The organism is Enterococcus mundtii (genome assembly GCF_002813755.1).
GTDB classification, from domain to species: domain Bacteria; phylum Bacillota; class Bacilli; order Lactobacillales; family Enterococcaceae; genus Enterococcus_B; species Enterococcus_B mundtii.
Window position 1 is genome coordinate 101132 of the sequence record NZ_CP018062.1, and the last position, 15232, is coordinate 116363.

At 35.4% G+C, this 15232-nt stretch carries 17 protein-coding genes; all 17 read left to right on the forward strand.

Annotated elements, in window-relative coordinates; all coding sequences use genetic code 11:
- The first annotated feature begins 294 nt into the window (after positions 1-294).
- The 17 genes from EM4838_RS16970 to EM4838_RS16240 all read left to right on the forward strand — a co-directional run bounded on the left by EM4838_RS16970 (position 295) and on the right by EM4838_RS16240 (position 15225).
- Complete coding sequence (locus tag EM4838_RS16970) at positions 295-765, forward strand: ASCH/PUA domain-containing protein (RefSeq protein WP_233433785.1); 471 nt, start codon at positions 295-297, stop codon at positions 763-765.
- Positions 766-910: 145 nt separating this feature from the next.
- Positions 911-1168, forward strand: coding sequence for a hypothetical protein (locus EM4838_RS16170; RefSeq protein ID WP_071867356.1), 258 nt, complete (start codon positions 911-913; stop codon positions 1166-1168).
- A 339-nt stretch (positions 1169-1507) separates the two neighbouring features.
- Positions 1508-1798, forward strand: coding sequence for a hypothetical protein (locus tag EM4838_RS16180; protein ID WP_071867358.1), 291 nt, complete (start codon positions 1508-1510; stop codon positions 1796-1798).
- 118 nt (positions 1799-1916) lie between these two features.
- Positions 1917-2063: a hypothetical protein gene (locus tag EM4838_RS16520; protein WP_157811382.1), complete on the forward strand. Its 147-nt coding sequence runs from the start codon at positions 1917-1919 to the stop codon at positions 2061-2063.
- Between the two features lie 17 nt (positions 2064-2080).
- Positions 2081-2296: a hypothetical protein gene (locus EM4838_RS16185; protein ID WP_071867409.1), complete on the forward strand. Its 216-nt coding sequence runs from the start codon at positions 2081-2083 to the stop codon at positions 2294-2296.
- A 66-nt stretch (positions 2297-2362) separates the two neighbouring features.
- Complete coding sequence (locus EM4838_RS16190) at positions 2363-2629, forward strand: hypothetical protein (RefSeq protein WP_071867359.1); 267 nt, start codon at positions 2363-2365, stop codon at positions 2627-2629.
- A 147-nt stretch (positions 2630-2776) separates the two neighbouring features.
- Entirely contained in the window at positions 2777-2863 is an 87-nt protein-coding gene (locus EM4838_RS17215) for a putative holin-like toxin (protein ID WP_219842351.1), read from the forward strand.
- A 349-nt stretch (positions 2864-3212) separates the two neighbouring features.
- Positions 3213-5282, forward strand: a complete 2070-nt coding sequence (locus EM4838_RS16195; protein WP_071867360.1) for an isopeptide-forming domain-containing fimbrial protein — start codon at positions 3213-3215, stop codon at positions 5280-5282.
- Positions 5266-6015, forward strand: a complete 750-nt coding sequence (locus EM4838_RS16200; RefSeq protein WP_071867361.1) for a class A sortase — start codon at positions 5266-5268, stop codon at positions 6013-6015. Before EM4838_RS16195 ends, EM4838_RS16200 begins: the two co-directional genes overlap by 17 nt.
- Positions 6016-6075: 60 nt before the next feature.
- A complete protein-coding gene (locus tag EM4838_RS16205; RefSeq protein WP_071867362.1) occupies positions 6076-6537 on the forward strand; it encodes a hypothetical protein in 462 nt (153 codons plus the stop codon).
- 78 nt (positions 6538-6615) lie between these two features.
- On the forward strand, positions 6616-6816 hold the full coding sequence (locus EM4838_RS16210) for a DUF5415 family protein (protein WP_081367448.1): 201 nt from the start codon (positions 6616-6618) through the stop codon (positions 6814-6816).
- A 23-nt stretch (positions 6817-6839) separates the two neighbouring features.
- Complete coding sequence (locus EM4838_RS16215) at positions 6840-7127, forward strand: TrbC/VirB2 family protein (RefSeq protein ID WP_071867364.1); 288 nt, start codon at positions 6840-6842, stop codon at positions 7125-7127.
- Positions 7128-7189: 62 nt separating this feature from the next.
- Positions 7190-9286: a hypothetical protein gene (locus EM4838_RS16220; RefSeq protein WP_071867365.1), complete on the forward strand. Its 2097-nt coding sequence runs from the start codon at positions 7190-7192 to the stop codon at positions 9284-9286.
- Positions 9286-11892: a VirD4-like conjugal transfer protein, CD1115 family gene (locus EM4838_RS16225; protein WP_071867366.1), complete on the forward strand. Its 2607-nt coding sequence runs from the start codon at positions 9286-9288 to the stop codon at positions 11890-11892. Before EM4838_RS16220 ends, EM4838_RS16225 begins: the two co-directional genes overlap by 1 nt.
- A complete protein-coding gene (locus EM4838_RS16230; RefSeq protein WP_071867367.1) occupies positions 11889-14183 on the forward strand; it encodes a pLS20_p028 family conjugation system transmembrane protein in 2295 nt (764 codons plus the stop codon). The genes EM4838_RS16225 and EM4838_RS16230 overlap by 4 nt, the downstream gene beginning before the upstream one ends.
- 36 nt (positions 14184-14219) lie before the next feature.
- Positions 14220-14540, forward strand: a complete 321-nt coding sequence (locus tag EM4838_RS16235; protein ID WP_071867368.1) for a DUF5592 family protein — start codon at positions 14220-14222, stop codon at positions 14538-14540.
- Positions 14541-14631: 91 nt separating this feature from the next.
- A complete protein-coding gene (locus EM4838_RS16240) occupies positions 14632-15225 on the forward strand; it encodes a hypothetical protein (RefSeq protein ID WP_071867369.1) in 594 nt (197 codons plus the stop codon).
- Positions 15226-15232: the final 7 nt, after the last annotated feature.

Genomic DNA, 15232 nt, shown 5'->3' on the forward strand with positions numbered 1-15232 from the left:
GAGCAGCTACTAAGGGGTTTAGGCTTTGACGCAAACTCATGTAAGAGGGAGTAGGTCTTCTCGTAATGGGGAGGACGCGTAGCGTATCTCACGCTGCGTCGTTGGCTGCAATACATGTAGGCACTTGCCAGGACATTGATCGAATGATCAATCGAGCATTTACCGTTGTCTACTAGGGTTTCTCGTATCGGACGCCATAAACGAGTCGACTTATTTATTTTTAAGTAAACGTAAAACGATAAAAATATTAGGTATGAAGTAAAACTATTTTGGATGCAGAAGAGGTGTGGAAGAATGAGCAAACAGATCACGATTGAAACATTGAAAAAAATAATTTCTCGTAATAAAAATTTTTTCAGCGACATTAGTTTTGTATTAACTCAAGCTGGGATGGATTGTGGAGATATAGAACCTGAAGAGGAGGAAGTACTTAGTAAGTGGTGTGAGCTAATAGTAAGTGTAGCTTTAGAAAGTGTATTATCGGAAAGTATGTTTACTTCAAATCACCAAGTAATTAACGAACACGAACTAAAAATACTACCAGAATATTTTGGAGCAATAACAAGTGGGCAAAAGAAATTTGAGATCCGCAAAAATGATCGTGATTATAAGGTTGGTGAACAGCTGTTATTAAGAGAATGGAACAGTGAGGAGTTCACAGGTTGGGCATACAAAGCAACGATTACTTATGTCACAGATTATGCGCAAAAAGATGGGTATGTTGTGTTAGGAATCAAAGGGCAGGAGGAAGTAGAACGTCTATGATAAATATTATCGTCTTTACTATGAAGATTTTAGAGATTTTAGCAATTTTTGTTGGTGTAATAGTGGGCGGTTTAATTTCATGGTATATTTCTAACTTTTTATTTAGTTTGTTAGAAAGTATATTTTTTAAATAGGAGGACAATCATTGAAAACATTGAAGAGAATGATAATAAAAATCCAAAATGCGCGTGGAATACCCGTAAAAACGACCGGAAGAGATTTTATTCAATTGAATAAGAATGTATTTGAAAAGAACCACAATATACAAGCGCAAATCGATTTTTTGAAAAATGAAGGTTTATACGATAAAGTTGGTGAATTTTGTTTGCTTAATGGAGGAGTAGCAATTGTAGAACGGCTAAAAGATGGTGGAATAGCAATTATGAGTCAGAGTAATTGCTGAAAAATCACCTGCTTAAACTTTGATTATTAAGAGCAAACGATAAAATATCAACAAAATATTAAAGGAGAAAATAAAATGAGAGACACAGTCACGATTCAAATTGAAACAGAAACTAATCAACAAATGAAAGATGAACTTAACAAATTTTACGGAGGTATATCCAAGGAGTATACAAGGAAAAAAAATTACACCGTTCAGATAACAAATTCAAACAATCAAAGAGCGGTTTATATCCATTCACTAAATTCTGAAGTTAAGTGATTATATTGTTGGTGTAGAAGTTATTGATTTTATAGCTGATCAAGACTGAATAAAAACAATAGATGGAGGAAATAGACAGTGAGATTTTTCAAAGTAAAAGAGCCATTTTATTATGCGTTGATCGCAGCAAAGAATGAAGAAGAGTGTATGGATCTATACGAGAGAGTAGTAACAGACATAGAAGATCGTGAGGAATTCGTTAAATGTTTACAAGAATTAGATCGAAATGAAGCGATTCAGAAAAATTCGAGATCAGTTAGTGAAGAAACATTACAACCGATCGGTTTAGAAGAATCGACAAACAAGATTTTTAAAATAGTCAATGACAACAAACCTTGTGTGTTAGCCATTGATCACGCTCTAATTTAAATGATTTCGCTATGTGAGGACAACAAAACAAATAACTGCTATAAAAACGAAGAATGTTAAGTATGAAAGTGCAATTCCAGCTCTAGCAAGGAGTGATTTTTGTATAGGAGGACACCAAATGACAGAAGAAACTATTAAAAATGAATTAGCAGAAATTCTAGAAGATCATAAATGTAATCTGGAACATATTGATTTGATTGACGAAAAATCCTTCAAATACATGTATGAACTGTTAGTTAAAGAATTACTAGAACTTGTTGAGTAGGAGGGGGAATGCTGAAGATGGGGAGACCAGTTTTAGAAGCAATAAATATAGATACTTTGACAAGATCAAACTATATTGAATTGTTAAGAAAAGGGTACTCAGTAAAAGATATATTTAGAGAGCTATCCAAAGGATCAAATATGGATGATAAACTTCTACGAGAGGAATTTGATTATTGGCGTAAAGGTAATGGTATTTTAGATCTGAAATCAACAAGAATAAAGGAATATTAAACGTTGAGCGTATGTTTTACATAGGCTTTTTTTATTTCAATTTTTTCAATGAAAGGAATGATATTGATGGAAAAAGAATCAAAAAGAAGTAATGAAGTTGCACAGGAAGTAGAACAAGAATTTTTAGAAATGATGAATCAAAAGCATGTTAAACGTATGTCAGTATGTGAGTACATTAGTATTCTTCTATCATCGGTGGAAGATAAGAAAAAGAGACAAGAGGAAGCGAAACAAAAACTACGATTACTTGGAGCTTTCAAAGGGTTTACGAATCTACAAAGAACCTATATCAAACAAGGAAGATGCACACAACTATATTTAGAAAAAGTCTAAGAATAATATTGTCTATTTTGCTGATTAAATTGAAGGCAAAATTATGTTATAGTGAAACAGTAGAAAAGTGAAAAGATGGTGGCTAATCTCTTGAAAAAGGGGTGATGCCTATGGTTCATAGCTTTATCCCTAGAAGGGAGTAAGCAAGTGTCAACTTTTGAAGCAATTCAACTGATGATCGCTTTTGCGACGTTAGTTTTGCTGATTATTGACCATAAAGACCAAAAAAAATAACCATCTAAACACTTTGGCTAGGAGTTAGATGGTTAAAAAAAACTATAAACCTATGTCACCGTCTTTTTAACGGGTCTACACTGGAGCTATGTTAGAGCATAGCTCCTTTTTCTTGCCTTTAGTATATCAAAGTAATTAAATGTAAGCAAACTTAGAGTAAGTTGGGTAAAATTTTTTTACTAAAATGATTCAAGTGAAGCAAAAATAAAATATTTTAACTATAAAAAAGTGGTGAAATAATGAAATTCATTCGTGGTACTCCCAAATAAGAAATAATTTTGTACTAATCGACACGGAAAACTTCCGTGTCTTTTTTTGTTATCAAGTAAAAGAGAAAAGAGGATAAATAGTGAGTTCAAAAAATAAAACTTTTAAATTGAAATCAAGTTTAATGCTATCTGCTGCTTTATTAGGGGTCGTAACGACCAACCTAGGGGTAGTTTACGCAGATGCCAACGATAACCCCACAGCTTTAGAAAAAGGCACTACGCTTAATTCTGAGCAATTAGAACAAGCCAGAAAAGTAACGCAGAACAAAAATACCACGAAATTAGTCGATGATGACAATACGACAGTTGTTTCTGATGACACCATGATTTCACCAGAATATAGCTTCTTTGTTCAGTTTATTAAAGGTAAAACAACGGTAGACACGTTCGGTGAGGGTTGGACCGAAGGTATACACACCGCAGAAAATGAAAAAGACTCTAAAGGGATCAGTATTCCTGTAGATAAGGTTGTTAAAGGAAAAACTGGTGTAATTTACCACCATGTCAGTGCATTCGGTCAAGATGTCGATGCACGGTTTACGATTAAAGACTATAAAGAAGCAAAAGATGTCGATGGGAACACAGCTTCAGATGGAACAATTGCTTTTAACACTGTGGATCAGGTAGGAGCATATCAAAACAGAATCAATGAAGCCACGTACACGGTTGAGTTTCTAAAAGCAGGTACAAATGAACCAATTAGTTTAGATGGTTTCTACACCTTTTCTGATATTGACTGGACGCAATATATCACGCTTCATAAAGATATGTTAGACAAATCGACAGGGATTCTTGCTGATTCGACTTGTTGGCTTGATTTGACGGAAAATGAAGACGGATCAAAAACGTTCGCTGAAACTGAAAACCAAGGTAGTGATGACTACGATCTAACAGCTATGTTTACAGTTCTGTTTAAAGACTTATCGAAGTTTGATGTTTCTTTTGGTGCTGCGGACACAGTAACTGATTTACCTGTAGAAACAGATTGGGGAGCATGGGATTGGTTTGGAAATACAGCCGTAAAACCAGCAAAATCAGAAGACCCTAACCCTACAAAAGCAGTGACTGATAAAGATGAAACGAATGTGGCAAATAACCATTTAGATACTATGGGTGACACATTTACTTTTAATATCACTCAAAATATTTTAGGTGAATTGCCACAGTTCTATCACACGTCATTTGAAATGAAAGATGAATTGATTCCTGAATTAGAACGTACGTCTGATGTAAGAATTGTTGATGAAACGGGAAAAGATTGTACAAGCTTTTTTACCGATAAATCTAAGGATAATACGGTTGATGTCGTAGCCACAGAAGAAGCATTAAAAAGCCAAGATTTTTACGGTCATACTTACACGTTTAGTTTTGACGCAAAAGTTCGTGAGGGTATGAGTCTTGAGAAGTATTATAACAAGGAAGACAATAAGTACCATTTCCCGAATCAAGCAGAAACCTTAATTAATGGGGAAGAGAATCCAACCAACGAAACAGACACCGATGTCGATGAAACGCCAGACAAAGATCCAATTAAGAAAATTATTGATTCTGAAGGTAAGGAAGTTGATTTAACTCAAGCTAAACAAGGAGATACTGTTGAGTTTGTCATTTCAAATCCAGAAGGCGTTCCTTATTCTGCAATTGGTCAAAAAGTGACGATTTCCGATGATTTAGAAGACGTTTTACAATTAGAAGATAAAACAATCAAGATGGAAGTGGCCGATTTAGGTGAAGATGCAGAATTCAAAGATGTGACCGATCAAGGGACATTGACAACGGACGATAAAACAGGAAAAGTCAGTTGGACAGTAGATGACGGATCACTCTTAGCTGGAAAACAATATCGATTAACGATCGGTGGTACAGTAAAAGAAGAGGCTGATTTTTCAAGTTATGTAGATGATTCAGGGAATATTACTATCCCTAATGTTGCACACCAAGTAATTGGTGAAACAGATAAACCAACCAACGAAGTAAATGTAGTGGTAGAACAAGAAAAACCTCGTATTTTACCACCAACAGGGGCAACAACAGACCACTCAAATCCAAGTTTACTAATAACTAGTGGTATGGTTATTGGTGCAGTAGTCTTAGGTGGCGTTCTTTATATCAAACGCAAACAAGGAAACAGCCATGAGAACAATCACTAAAAAAGAGAGAAGTAAAAAAGTGGCGGTATGGAGTGCAGTGGCATTTAGTGCCGTTGCTTTTGCTTGTCTTGGTTGGTATGGGGTGACTCACATAGAGAGTCCTTCTGAGACAGAGGTGATTACGTCAAATTCATTTGAACAAAGCTCAGATTCTTCTCAGCAAGCAACAACCGGGTCATATAATCGAACAGGAAATGATTCGACAGAGGAGAAGGAAAAAGAGAGTCAGAAACCCGCTTCAATCGAAAATGGTGGAGCGAATGAAGATTTTGAAACAATGGCGCGTCCCACAATAGAACAAGTGAACGAAGCTCAAAAACATTTGAATGAAGTTTCGGATCAATTTGTTGGAAAGATTGAGATCCCCTCGATTGATCTCAGCTTGAATATTTTAGAAGGAACAACGTTCCAAAAGATGTTATACGGCGCAACCACCTTACTACCTAATCAAACCATAGGAAAAGTTAATTACGCCCTTGCCTCGCATAATATGGGGGTTGAAGGCAGCATGTTTACGTCTATTTACAAATTGAAAGAAGGCGACAGTATCTATTTAACTGATTCTTCAGGAAAGACCTTTCATTATCAAGTCACCAGCAATAAAGTGGTCGATTATCAGGATACGTCCTGTTTAAATCTTACACGAGAGCCAACAGTCACATTGGTGACTTGCCAAACGGTTCAAGACACGCCTAATCGAGTCATTATACAAGGGGAATTACAATCAAATTGATACTAAATTTGTTATTTGATATACTTTGTTATGTATAATGTTTGAGAAAGAAGGCTTAAAATGAAAAAGAAAATAGTTTTAACGTTAATGTCATTAGTAACGTTGGCTGTTATTTTAGTTGGATGTGGAAACAATCAAGCGTCGGCAGCAAACGAGAAAGAAGATTCTACGTTACTAAAACCAGGAACAGTCTGGAAAGATGACAATAGTACATTAAAAGTGATCGACGATAGTACCTGGGAATATACGAAAGATAGTCCAATGCCAGTTAGCAAACAAATTAGTGTGGAAAGAATTGAGGATTACACTGGCTTTGAAACGTACAAAATTATTGATTCTGCAGATGTAAAAGAGTTTACTAGTAGTACTCATGAATTTTTTGTTATCCCGATAGAAGAAAACGGGATAACTCAGATATCTTTTGGTGCTGTACCATCTAAAGAAAATGAAGGTGGAAGAACACATGATGAAGTAATAGAATTTTCTCGAAAATACGGTGATAATTACAAATTGCAAAAATAAATTTAAGTTAAATATTCTATGTAGAAAGACTAGTGAATGCTCATTAGTCTTTTTTGTTGCTTGAAAGGAGGTGAGAAGATGGCCAAAAAGAAATCAACCTTAGAAGAAGCTGCGGCACGTGTACTAGAAAAACGTGGACAATCTGAAACGGATTGGCGAAAAAACACACTTGAAAAAGTACAGTTTGCATTTTTCCGCGGACAAGATAAGGATTTAGAAGAGTATGTATTAAATCGAGAACGACAAAAAATCATATTAAAAGAAATCAATAAAATATAAAAAGGAATTGTAGGAGGAAGAAGATGATTCAATTATTTTTACAAACGCAAGTTTTAGGAGCTGTAGATATTTTCCAAAGTATCACAACTGCTGCAAATAATTTAAAAAACTCTTTGATGGTGATTGCACCGATTATCGCAGTAGTGTCAATCATAATTGGTGGTGTCATGTTTTTTATTGGTCGTCGTCAGGTCGAACAAGGGAAGGAAAGAATTTTTAATACGATTTTGGGAATTATTATTGCAGTGGCAGCTACATCTATTGTGTTATCAGTATGTTCAATGTTTGGAATGAGTCCTTCAGGAATTTAAATAAATCTGTAAAAGCCAAAAGTAGCTAGTTACTTTTGGCTTTTTTTGAAAGGAGACTAGGTATGATTTTTACAATTAGTGCAGTAACCAAAGAGGGGAAAAAGTTTTTAAAACAAGCAATCAAGGAAGAAGGCCGCTCTTTAGGGTTTGGTAAAAAGAACAAATATAAAGCAGCTGAACTCGAAAAGCAATTACATACGTTAGGACGTGTGTTGGAAGAAGCAAAACAAACCGAAATTGAGTTGGTGATCACACTGCATGATGAAGAAGGCAGTATTGAAAAAGCTGGAACGTCATATGTCTTTGAACCGCTTGTTTTCCGTATTAGCGAAGGGTTTTATCCGACTTTGGTTGATTTAATCCGCGAAGATCTATTTAAGGATACTGATGAAAATATGAGTGTTGAAGAATCTTTTAGGAACGAGAAAATCATGGCGGTATTGGAAAAAACCTTGGAGTCTGAAGCACAGGTGGATTCTTCAAATATCCACACCGAAGCAACAACCTCCACAGAACCTGCTCCGTGGGAAAGACCTATTTTTCTAACTGAAGACGAAGAAACTTCTGAAGAAAAAAGTGAAATCAAAGAGATCAAAGCTAAAGACGATTCCTCATTCGATGAATTCGAAGATATAAATGTTGAACAGGAAGAAAGAGGGAGTGATTTTAAAGATCCGTTTGAGGAAACAGAAGAGATAATTTCTCAAGAAGAGGAAAGCATGGATACAATCACAACCTTGTCTCAATCCGATCCGTTAGATTGGACAGAAGAAAAAATCCAACAATTCATTGAACCATTCTTTTTAGAAGAAGCACAAAAGCAGCAAGAAGAAATCAAGCAACAAACTTTTCTAGAGTATATTCAAGCGCAGTTTCCAGTAGAAGAGGAATGGATGAAAGAAAAACAAAAAATCTTTTTAAATGACCTCTATCTAAAGCTCGAATTAGGACAGGCCTATAAAGTATTTGTTGAAACACAACAAGAGTTGATCGCACAAAGTCGAGGTATGTTACAAGAACAGTTAGAAAGTGTGAAGTCAATCAATTGGAATGAATTAGCACAGGAAGAATTACTGGCTACTTTTGAAGAGAAACAAGAAGAAATGAACCAGGAAGTCAATGATTATACTCTCCAACAGAATCAATCATGGGAAGAAAAAAAGGCTGCACTAATAGAAGAAGAGCAACGTGTTATTGAAGAAGAAACCCGTAAAATCAAGGAAAAGTACGAGAAAAAGCGTGAACAGACCTATGCGTTGATTGTGGAACGAATCAATCAATTTATATCCGACAATCAGGATTCTTTCCTAAAAGAAAAGAACGCATTACTTCAGGAACGTATGATGGCACTAAAACAATCATATTATGATTCACTTGCCAATGATAAAGCGAAAATCAGCCAAACACTTAGTGAAGAACTAAATCGTACGTATCAAGGAACACTACAGGTTGTTTTTGAAAAGTACCAAAAAATACAAGAAGAACTAACTAAAAAAACTCCTGAGTGGAAAATGACTCACGAAAAAGAACAAAAAATGGAAGAAGCTCGTCTAAGGGCAGTGCAGAAGGAAAAGCAACAGCAAGAAGAGCTTCAAACACGACAAAAAGAAGTCGCGCTAAAAGAAGCAGAATTGGCAATGAAAGAGAAAGAACTGGAACAAGTTAAAGAAGAAAAGAGAGCAGCACGGCAAGAACGGAAAGAACAACACGAATTAGTATTAGAACAATTAAGACAAGCACAACTTAATCAATTTATGCAGCCTAGTAAGCAACCGCCGAATCCCTCAAGTGAATCGACAAAAGAACCTGTGATCCCTAAAACAGTAAATGGTTGGATGGCGGGTTGTATTGCAAGTATTAGCTTATTGATCGGTGGGGGATCAGTCGCTACTTTTAATCACTTCCATCAAGCTGCGCAAGCAGATTCTGTTGCGACAACTGAATCGATTCAAGAAGCCCAGGCACAAGCACAAGCGATTTATGAGAAGAAATTACAAGAACTAGTGAGTCAAAAGACACCGGAAAGTGCAGAAGTGTCAGAAACTGGAGAGAAAGAAAACAAAACTAAGAAAGATTCAGAAGAAAAAACAAGTCAAAGCACTCAATCTAGTGAGAAAAAGACAGAAGAGAAAAAGACAGAACAAAATGAGGTGAAATAATGCGCGTCAGGGAAACAACGAAACGAAAAGACAAGTTTTTTAACCTTGAGAAAACCAAATATCTTTCTCATTACTATCGTTATACTCCAGCAGGTGAACGATTACCAGAGAAGCACGACAAACGAGTCAAACAAAAACTGATGTATACAGGATTGGTTTATTTGCCACTTGATTATTTTGCCACAAGATTTACAGAAGTCTTTAGTCGTTTTCATTTAATCCCTGGTAGCTTACAAGGAATCAATTGGTTAGACCTTGAGAGTTTCCCCAAATTAATTGAATTCGATGCTTCAGGTTTTTGGAATCCGATTGTTGCACAAAATAGTTTAGGCACGCGTTTATTAGTCTCATCGGTTTGTCTAGCACCAGCCGTTATCATGGGTTTTAAAATGGATATGTGGTTTCGTCCTTTAGCAGACGGTCAAAAGGGAGATAACCGGTTAAAAACGTTGAAAGAGATTCAACAAATTTTTCCTGAGATACCAGAAACCAAAGAGATCTTTCCTGGATATGGTGGGATTCCGATTACGCATTATAAAAATCGGTGGTATATCCAGACAGATCAGGTCAATACATGTATTGTTGGTACTTCACGTTCTGGTAAAGGCCAAGTAGAAGTATTAGCAACAATAGATAACTTATCACGTGCAAAAATTCAAAGCTCTATCATTGTAAATGATCCTAAAACGGAGTTGTATGTGGCTAGTAAAGATGAACTAGAGGCGCGGGGCTATGATGTTTATGCCTTTAATATCACAGAACCTCTTCAATCAATGAGTGACAATCCGCTTGCGTTAATTGTTAAATATTGGCAACGAGGAGACGTTGATACTGCAACACAGTTGACCAATACTTTTACCAATACGATTTACTATGACGCAAATGCTTCAGATAACAAATACTTTAATGAAAATGCGCAGAAGGCTGTCAATGCGCTTATTTTTGCGTTGTTAGAACAAGCGGATCAAACAGGTGATTATTCAAAATTAACTCCCAATAACCTTGTAGAATTGTTATCAGAAATTGGAGGGTTCAACTATCAAGATCCAGAGAATGAATTTAAGCAACTTAATGCCTTAGATGAATTTATGAATCAATTGCCACCAGGAAATATGGCCAAAAAGCAATATGGGGCAACAAAAATTGGGTCAGATAAGGCGAAAGGTAATATTCTTTCAACAGCTATTACTGGATTAAATCCATTTACTTTGTCAAAAATTGCAAAAATGACTTCACAATCAACTATTGAATATAAATCAGTAGGTTTTCCAAAGTATTTAGACTTGAAACTACATGAGTCACTCTTAAATCAACGAATTATTGTTGATTTTTATCATAAAGAGAAGAAAATCCATGAAGAACATGTAAAAGTAGGATACCGAGGATTTTGTGAAATCAATTTTAATTGTCAATTAGAGCAAGGTGATAAGATTTGTTTGAAGTATACTCATGAAAACAAAAATTATGTTGCTTGGTATCAATTCTCTCAAAAGATAATGAAAGATGAAAATGGAGAAATCGTGTATCGAAAAAAACGCGGTGAAACACATTTGCCAGAGTTAGAAAAAGAAGCGGTGCTTACTTTAGAGGAAGAAAGAAGTAATTTAATGGTGGAATCGATACGGATGCACTATACCGATAAACCAATGGCAATTTTTATGCTTACGCCTGATTATGATCCCTCAAACCATATCATTGTCAGTATCTTTCTTAGTCAGCTTTATAAGGAATTATCAACACAATGTGTCAAAACTAAAGGAGACGAATGTCATCGAAGAATCCATTTTATTTTAGATGAATTTGGAAATATGCCACCAATGGATAATATGGAAGGAATCATGACGGTGACTGCTGGCCGAAATATGTTGTGGGATCTATTTATCCAATCTTATCAACAGTTAACCGCAAAATATGGGGAGCAAAATGCTGCGATTATAAAAGCAAATTGTCAAACGCACATTTATATCATGTCAACAGATGACGATACGATTGAAGAATTCTCTAGGAAAGTGGGAAATAAAACCGTTGAGCAAGAGAATAGTACGATCAACATGTTTGGTATGAATAAGCATATTAATCGCAATGTTGATTCTGACCGTATTTTGACACCAGAACGGATATCAACCCTTTTAGAAGGAGAGACTATCGTTCTTGCTCCATTAAAGAGAAGGGATCTTAATGGAAACAAGATAAGACCATATCCCATTTTTAATTCTGAAAAAACCAATAGTCCGTATGCTTATCAATATATCGAAGATTTTAATCCTTCATGGGATATCAATGATATTAATATTCATTGTACCCATGCTGATTTGGATTTAAAAGCTCTTCAAATTGACTATGACTATTTTTTACCAGATGAGTATGCACGTCGTCTGTATCATGGGTTACATGAACAATTTGAAGAAATAGAAGAAAATATGTACCTAAAAATTGTCCAATCAATCGAAAACAAAACAGCAAAAAAAATATTGCTTCAATTGTATGAAGATCAAGAAATTGATCGTCTTCAAGAATATGTTAAAAAGCTGATCAAAAATGAAGAACTATCCGAAATGATCGGTAAACGACTGATAATCGAAGCAGAAAAGGCGGTGAGTGAATGATTGGAGGAATCTTATCAGATATTGGAGATTGGTTCAGTGGACTGTTTGGTGACGGAGTAGACAGTGACGCGGTTACAAAAGTCCTACAAGATTATAGCCAGTATCTCCAATATCAAGACGTCTTCAGTTGGATCGGTAACACGATTTTATGGGGGTTGATCAAATTATTCTACAGTTTGAATAAGACCTTAGAAGATACGATTTATCAAAGTTTTTCATTGAAAGATGTGTTGAACGCAGCAGGGGTTTCTACACTTTATCAAGATCTAATAAGTAAACTTGCGGCATTGTTAATGGTCGTAACATTGATTTACATTGGGATCAAATTTTCAGTAAGCAAGAATCCACCACAAATAAAAAATGTTTTTATTAATCTATTGCTAGCCATGTTGATTATTGTTGGTGGAAGTTCGTTGATCGATCAAGGGTTAAATCTCAGTCAGAGCTTTTACGGGGACATTAGTTCAGCGAATCAATCGCAAAAAAGTAACTCACCGGCCTTTCAATTGATTCAAAACAATGTTTATGACATAAGCACGGTGCTAGATACTGATCCAGATAAGGTCACAAGTTTGCCAACGGATCAACGTAATCCATTGACAGCTGAAAATTTTAAATACGCCGATATCAATGGGGTTATAACCCCTGACGAAGTTGACGATATTATAGGAAAAAGTAAAAAAAATGAACTAAACCAAACTCAAATTGATCGAATTAACGCTTTACAGTACAAATTAGAATTAGATGATACAGGGAAAAAAATACCAGTAAAAATCGATGATACAGGACTTGCACAGTACGTCTATACTTCAGGTTATCGTCAATATTACAGTGAGTCATGGACGATCTTAGTTGGGGAAATTTCTCTAGCGGTGGCTTATTTATTCATTTTGTTTACTATTGTGATTTGTATCATTGAACTAGTATTCAAGAAATTTTATTTAGTAATTGCAGCTAGTACAGATTTAGAAACAGGGCAAAGAATGAAGACGGCAATCAATGACGTATCTCAGTCATTCTTATTGTTAGCTTTTACTATTTTAGAACTACAAATTTATGTAACAGTCCTTTCAGGAATCGGTGATTTACACACAGCTGGAAAGCTGAATGGCTTCTTATACCTCGTTTCTTTAATTGTTCTTACAGTAGCTTTATTCAAAGGCTCACAGGCAGTGACAAAGATTTTTGGTGTCGACACGAGTCTGAAGAATGGCGCAAATTCACTCATGAGTGCTTTTGCTTTGACTCAAACAGCGAAGAATGCCGCTGGAGGAGCGAAGAGTGTTGTAAATGCAGGTAAAAATAGTCTAAGTAAATTGAATGAGATCCGTAAAAATGGATTTAAGCATAATAAAAATGACGAAAGTACGGATAGTGATAATGATAACGGAAATGCCTCTACTAGCTTACCTAGAAGCACTAAGAAGGTATCAGAAGTACTTGGAAAAGGAAAAGAGGGGTTATCAAAAGCCGTACAAGGTGCTGGCTACTTGCATGAACGTGGACTAAAAGGAGCAGCAAAAGACGTAAAAGAAAAAGCAAAAGAAACGGTCAATGACAAGTTAGAAGACACACGTGCAAAAGACGTCGCGAATGCGATTAAAAATCCTTCTGAAGCATTAGAAAAACAGAAGGAAAAAGTTGATCAATTGAAAAATGAAGTTGGCGATTCATTTGCACAGGGACAAGTTTCAGCAGCTGTTAAAGCCAACGAAAGTGCAAAAACATCTGTAGAAAAAGAACAAGAAGAAAATCAACCAGTGTTATCACAACATAAATTTAAGACAAATGCAGCGATACCAGAAGGAGCGAAATCAGAAAAAATTCCAATGGCTGAATTACCAAAACGAAATGAAGATCACTCAGACACTAAAATCGAGTTACCAAATAAGGGAATTGAAGTAGGATCAATGAAATCTACAAAAATTAATCTTCCAGGTAATACTCCAGCATTAAATAGTCAATTAGATAGTTTTAGTGAAACGGATAATACTTTCACTAAAACAGCTGACTCAGTGAAACAAACACGCAGTCGCCTACCAGAAAATGGAAACATGACCACGGTTTCTTATGGATTAAAAGATGGAAATAGTGGCTCAAATCAAACATCGATTGTAACCAAAGAGCGTGCGTCAAAACCAATGGCGAAAACGCACAGTGGATATCGCCCAGCGAATATTAATTTCACAACGTCACATAAGTTCACTGTTAGCAAGGAAACACAAGAAAAAGAGGCAGCACTGAAAAACCAAATTTTAAATAATGCAAAAAATGAAAAAGAGAAGGTCTAATTATTAGATCTTCTCTTTTTGAAAGGGGCAAATGTAATGAATAAGTACTTACGAATGAAAAATCCGCCACGTTTCAACGGTGAGTGGAAATTTTACGCGGTTTTTATTTTAGATGCTTTAACCCTAATAGGTTTCTTTCTATTAGCTAAAGGATTAAATAATTTATTCCACTTATCAATGGTGTTTGCAATTCTTGATTATATTTTATGGTTGCTCATTGGCGGAATAATGGTTAGACGTCCCTATAACAATCCAGGGCAACGTCAATTTTTTATGATCGTTGAATCATTATTTTTTGTTGATAAAAACCACTATCATTCGATTGATCCAAACCGGAATTATCATGGCCGGAGTTAAAAATTATGAGTATAAAAAACAACAAATTTTGTATTATTAGCCCTAATGATATTCTTATATATCATAAAAGAACCAAGAAAGGAAAAGGATTATGCGAGTAAAAGGAAAAAGCACACAGACTACAAAATCACTATTCCGAATGGGAAAACCTGAAGATCGATCGATTTTGGATTTATTTCCTTATAAATCATGTAGTGATCAAGGAATCTTATTGACAAAAGAAAACCGTTATCAACGTTTTTATCGCGTTATATCTACCGACGTTGAAGGATTAAATGAGCAAGAAAAAGTTGAACGTATGGATCAGTTGACAATCGTCATGCGAACATTCGTTAAAAATATCAAGTTGATCAGTTTAACGACAGAAACAGATTTAAGTGAACAAATTACACAAAAACGTCAGTTGCTTAACAAAAATCGTTTAGAACAAATGCAAAATAAACAATTAAGACAGTTAAGGAAGTACGAAAAGAAAATAGTAGAAGAAATCGAGGAACTCAAACGGGCAGAATTAGAACGGCCAGATTTGAGTTTCTTTTTTGTAATCGAAGCAAAGGATATCAAGGAGTTAAGTAATCAAAACCGACAGCTACTACGTGCTAGTGGTGTATTAGGATTAAAACCTTTGCCTAAAAAAGAACTGATCAAAATTTTATACCGAATGAATAATATGAACGACGAATAAGAAAAAC

Excerpts from the sequence above, each read along its gene's own strand:
- EM4838_RS16970 (WP_233433785.1), top strand. The coding sequence starts at position 295 with ATGAGCAAACAGATCACGATTGAAACATTGAAAAAAATAATTTCTCGT.
- EM4838_RS16520 (WP_157811382.1), top strand. The coding sequence starts at position 1,917 with ATGACAGAAGAAACTATTAAAAATGAATTAGCAGAAATTCTAGAAGAT.
- EM4838_RS16185 (WP_071867409.1), top strand. The coding sequence starts at position 2,081 with ATGGGGAGACCAGTTTTAGAAGCAATAAATATAGATACTTTGACAAGA.
- EM4838_RS16190 (WP_071867359.1), top strand. The coding sequence starts at position 2,363 with ATGGAAAAAGAATCAAAAAGAAGTAATGAAGTTGCACAGGAAGTAGAA.
- EM4838_RS16200 (WP_071867361.1), top strand. The coding sequence starts at position 5,266 with ATGAGAACAATCACTAAAAAAGAGAGAAGTAAAAAAGTGGCGGTATGG.
- EM4838_RS16205 (WP_071867362.1), top strand. The coding sequence starts at position 6,076 with ATGAAAAAGAAAATAGTTTTAACGTTAATGTCATTAGTAACGTTGGCT.
- EM4838_RS16210 (WP_081367448.1), top strand. The coding sequence starts at position 6,616 with ATGGCCAAAAAGAAATCAACCTTAGAAGAAGCTGCGGCACGTGTACTA.
- EM4838_RS16215 (WP_071867364.1), top strand. The coding sequence starts at position 6,840 with ATGATTCAATTATTTTTACAAACGCAAGTTTTAGGAGCTGTAGATATT.
- EM4838_RS16220 (WP_071867365.1), top strand. The coding sequence starts at position 7,190 with ATGATTTTTACAATTAGTGCAGTAACCAAAGAGGGGAAAAAGTTTTTA.
- EM4838_RS16225 (WP_071867366.1), top strand. The coding sequence starts at position 9,286 with ATGCGCGTCAGGGAAACAACGAAACGAAAAGACAAGTTTTTTAACCTT.
- EM4838_RS16230 (WP_071867367.1), top strand. The coding sequence starts at position 11,889 with ATGATTGGAGGAATCTTATCAGATATTGGAGATTGGTTCAGTGGACTG.
- EM4838_RS16235 (WP_071867368.1), top strand. The coding sequence starts at position 14,220 with ATGAATAAGTACTTACGAATGAAAAATCCGCCACGTTTCAACGGTGAG.
- EM4838_RS16240 (WP_071867369.1), top strand. The coding sequence starts at position 14,632 with ATGCGAGTAAAAGGAAAAAGCACACAGACTACAAAATCACTATTCCGA.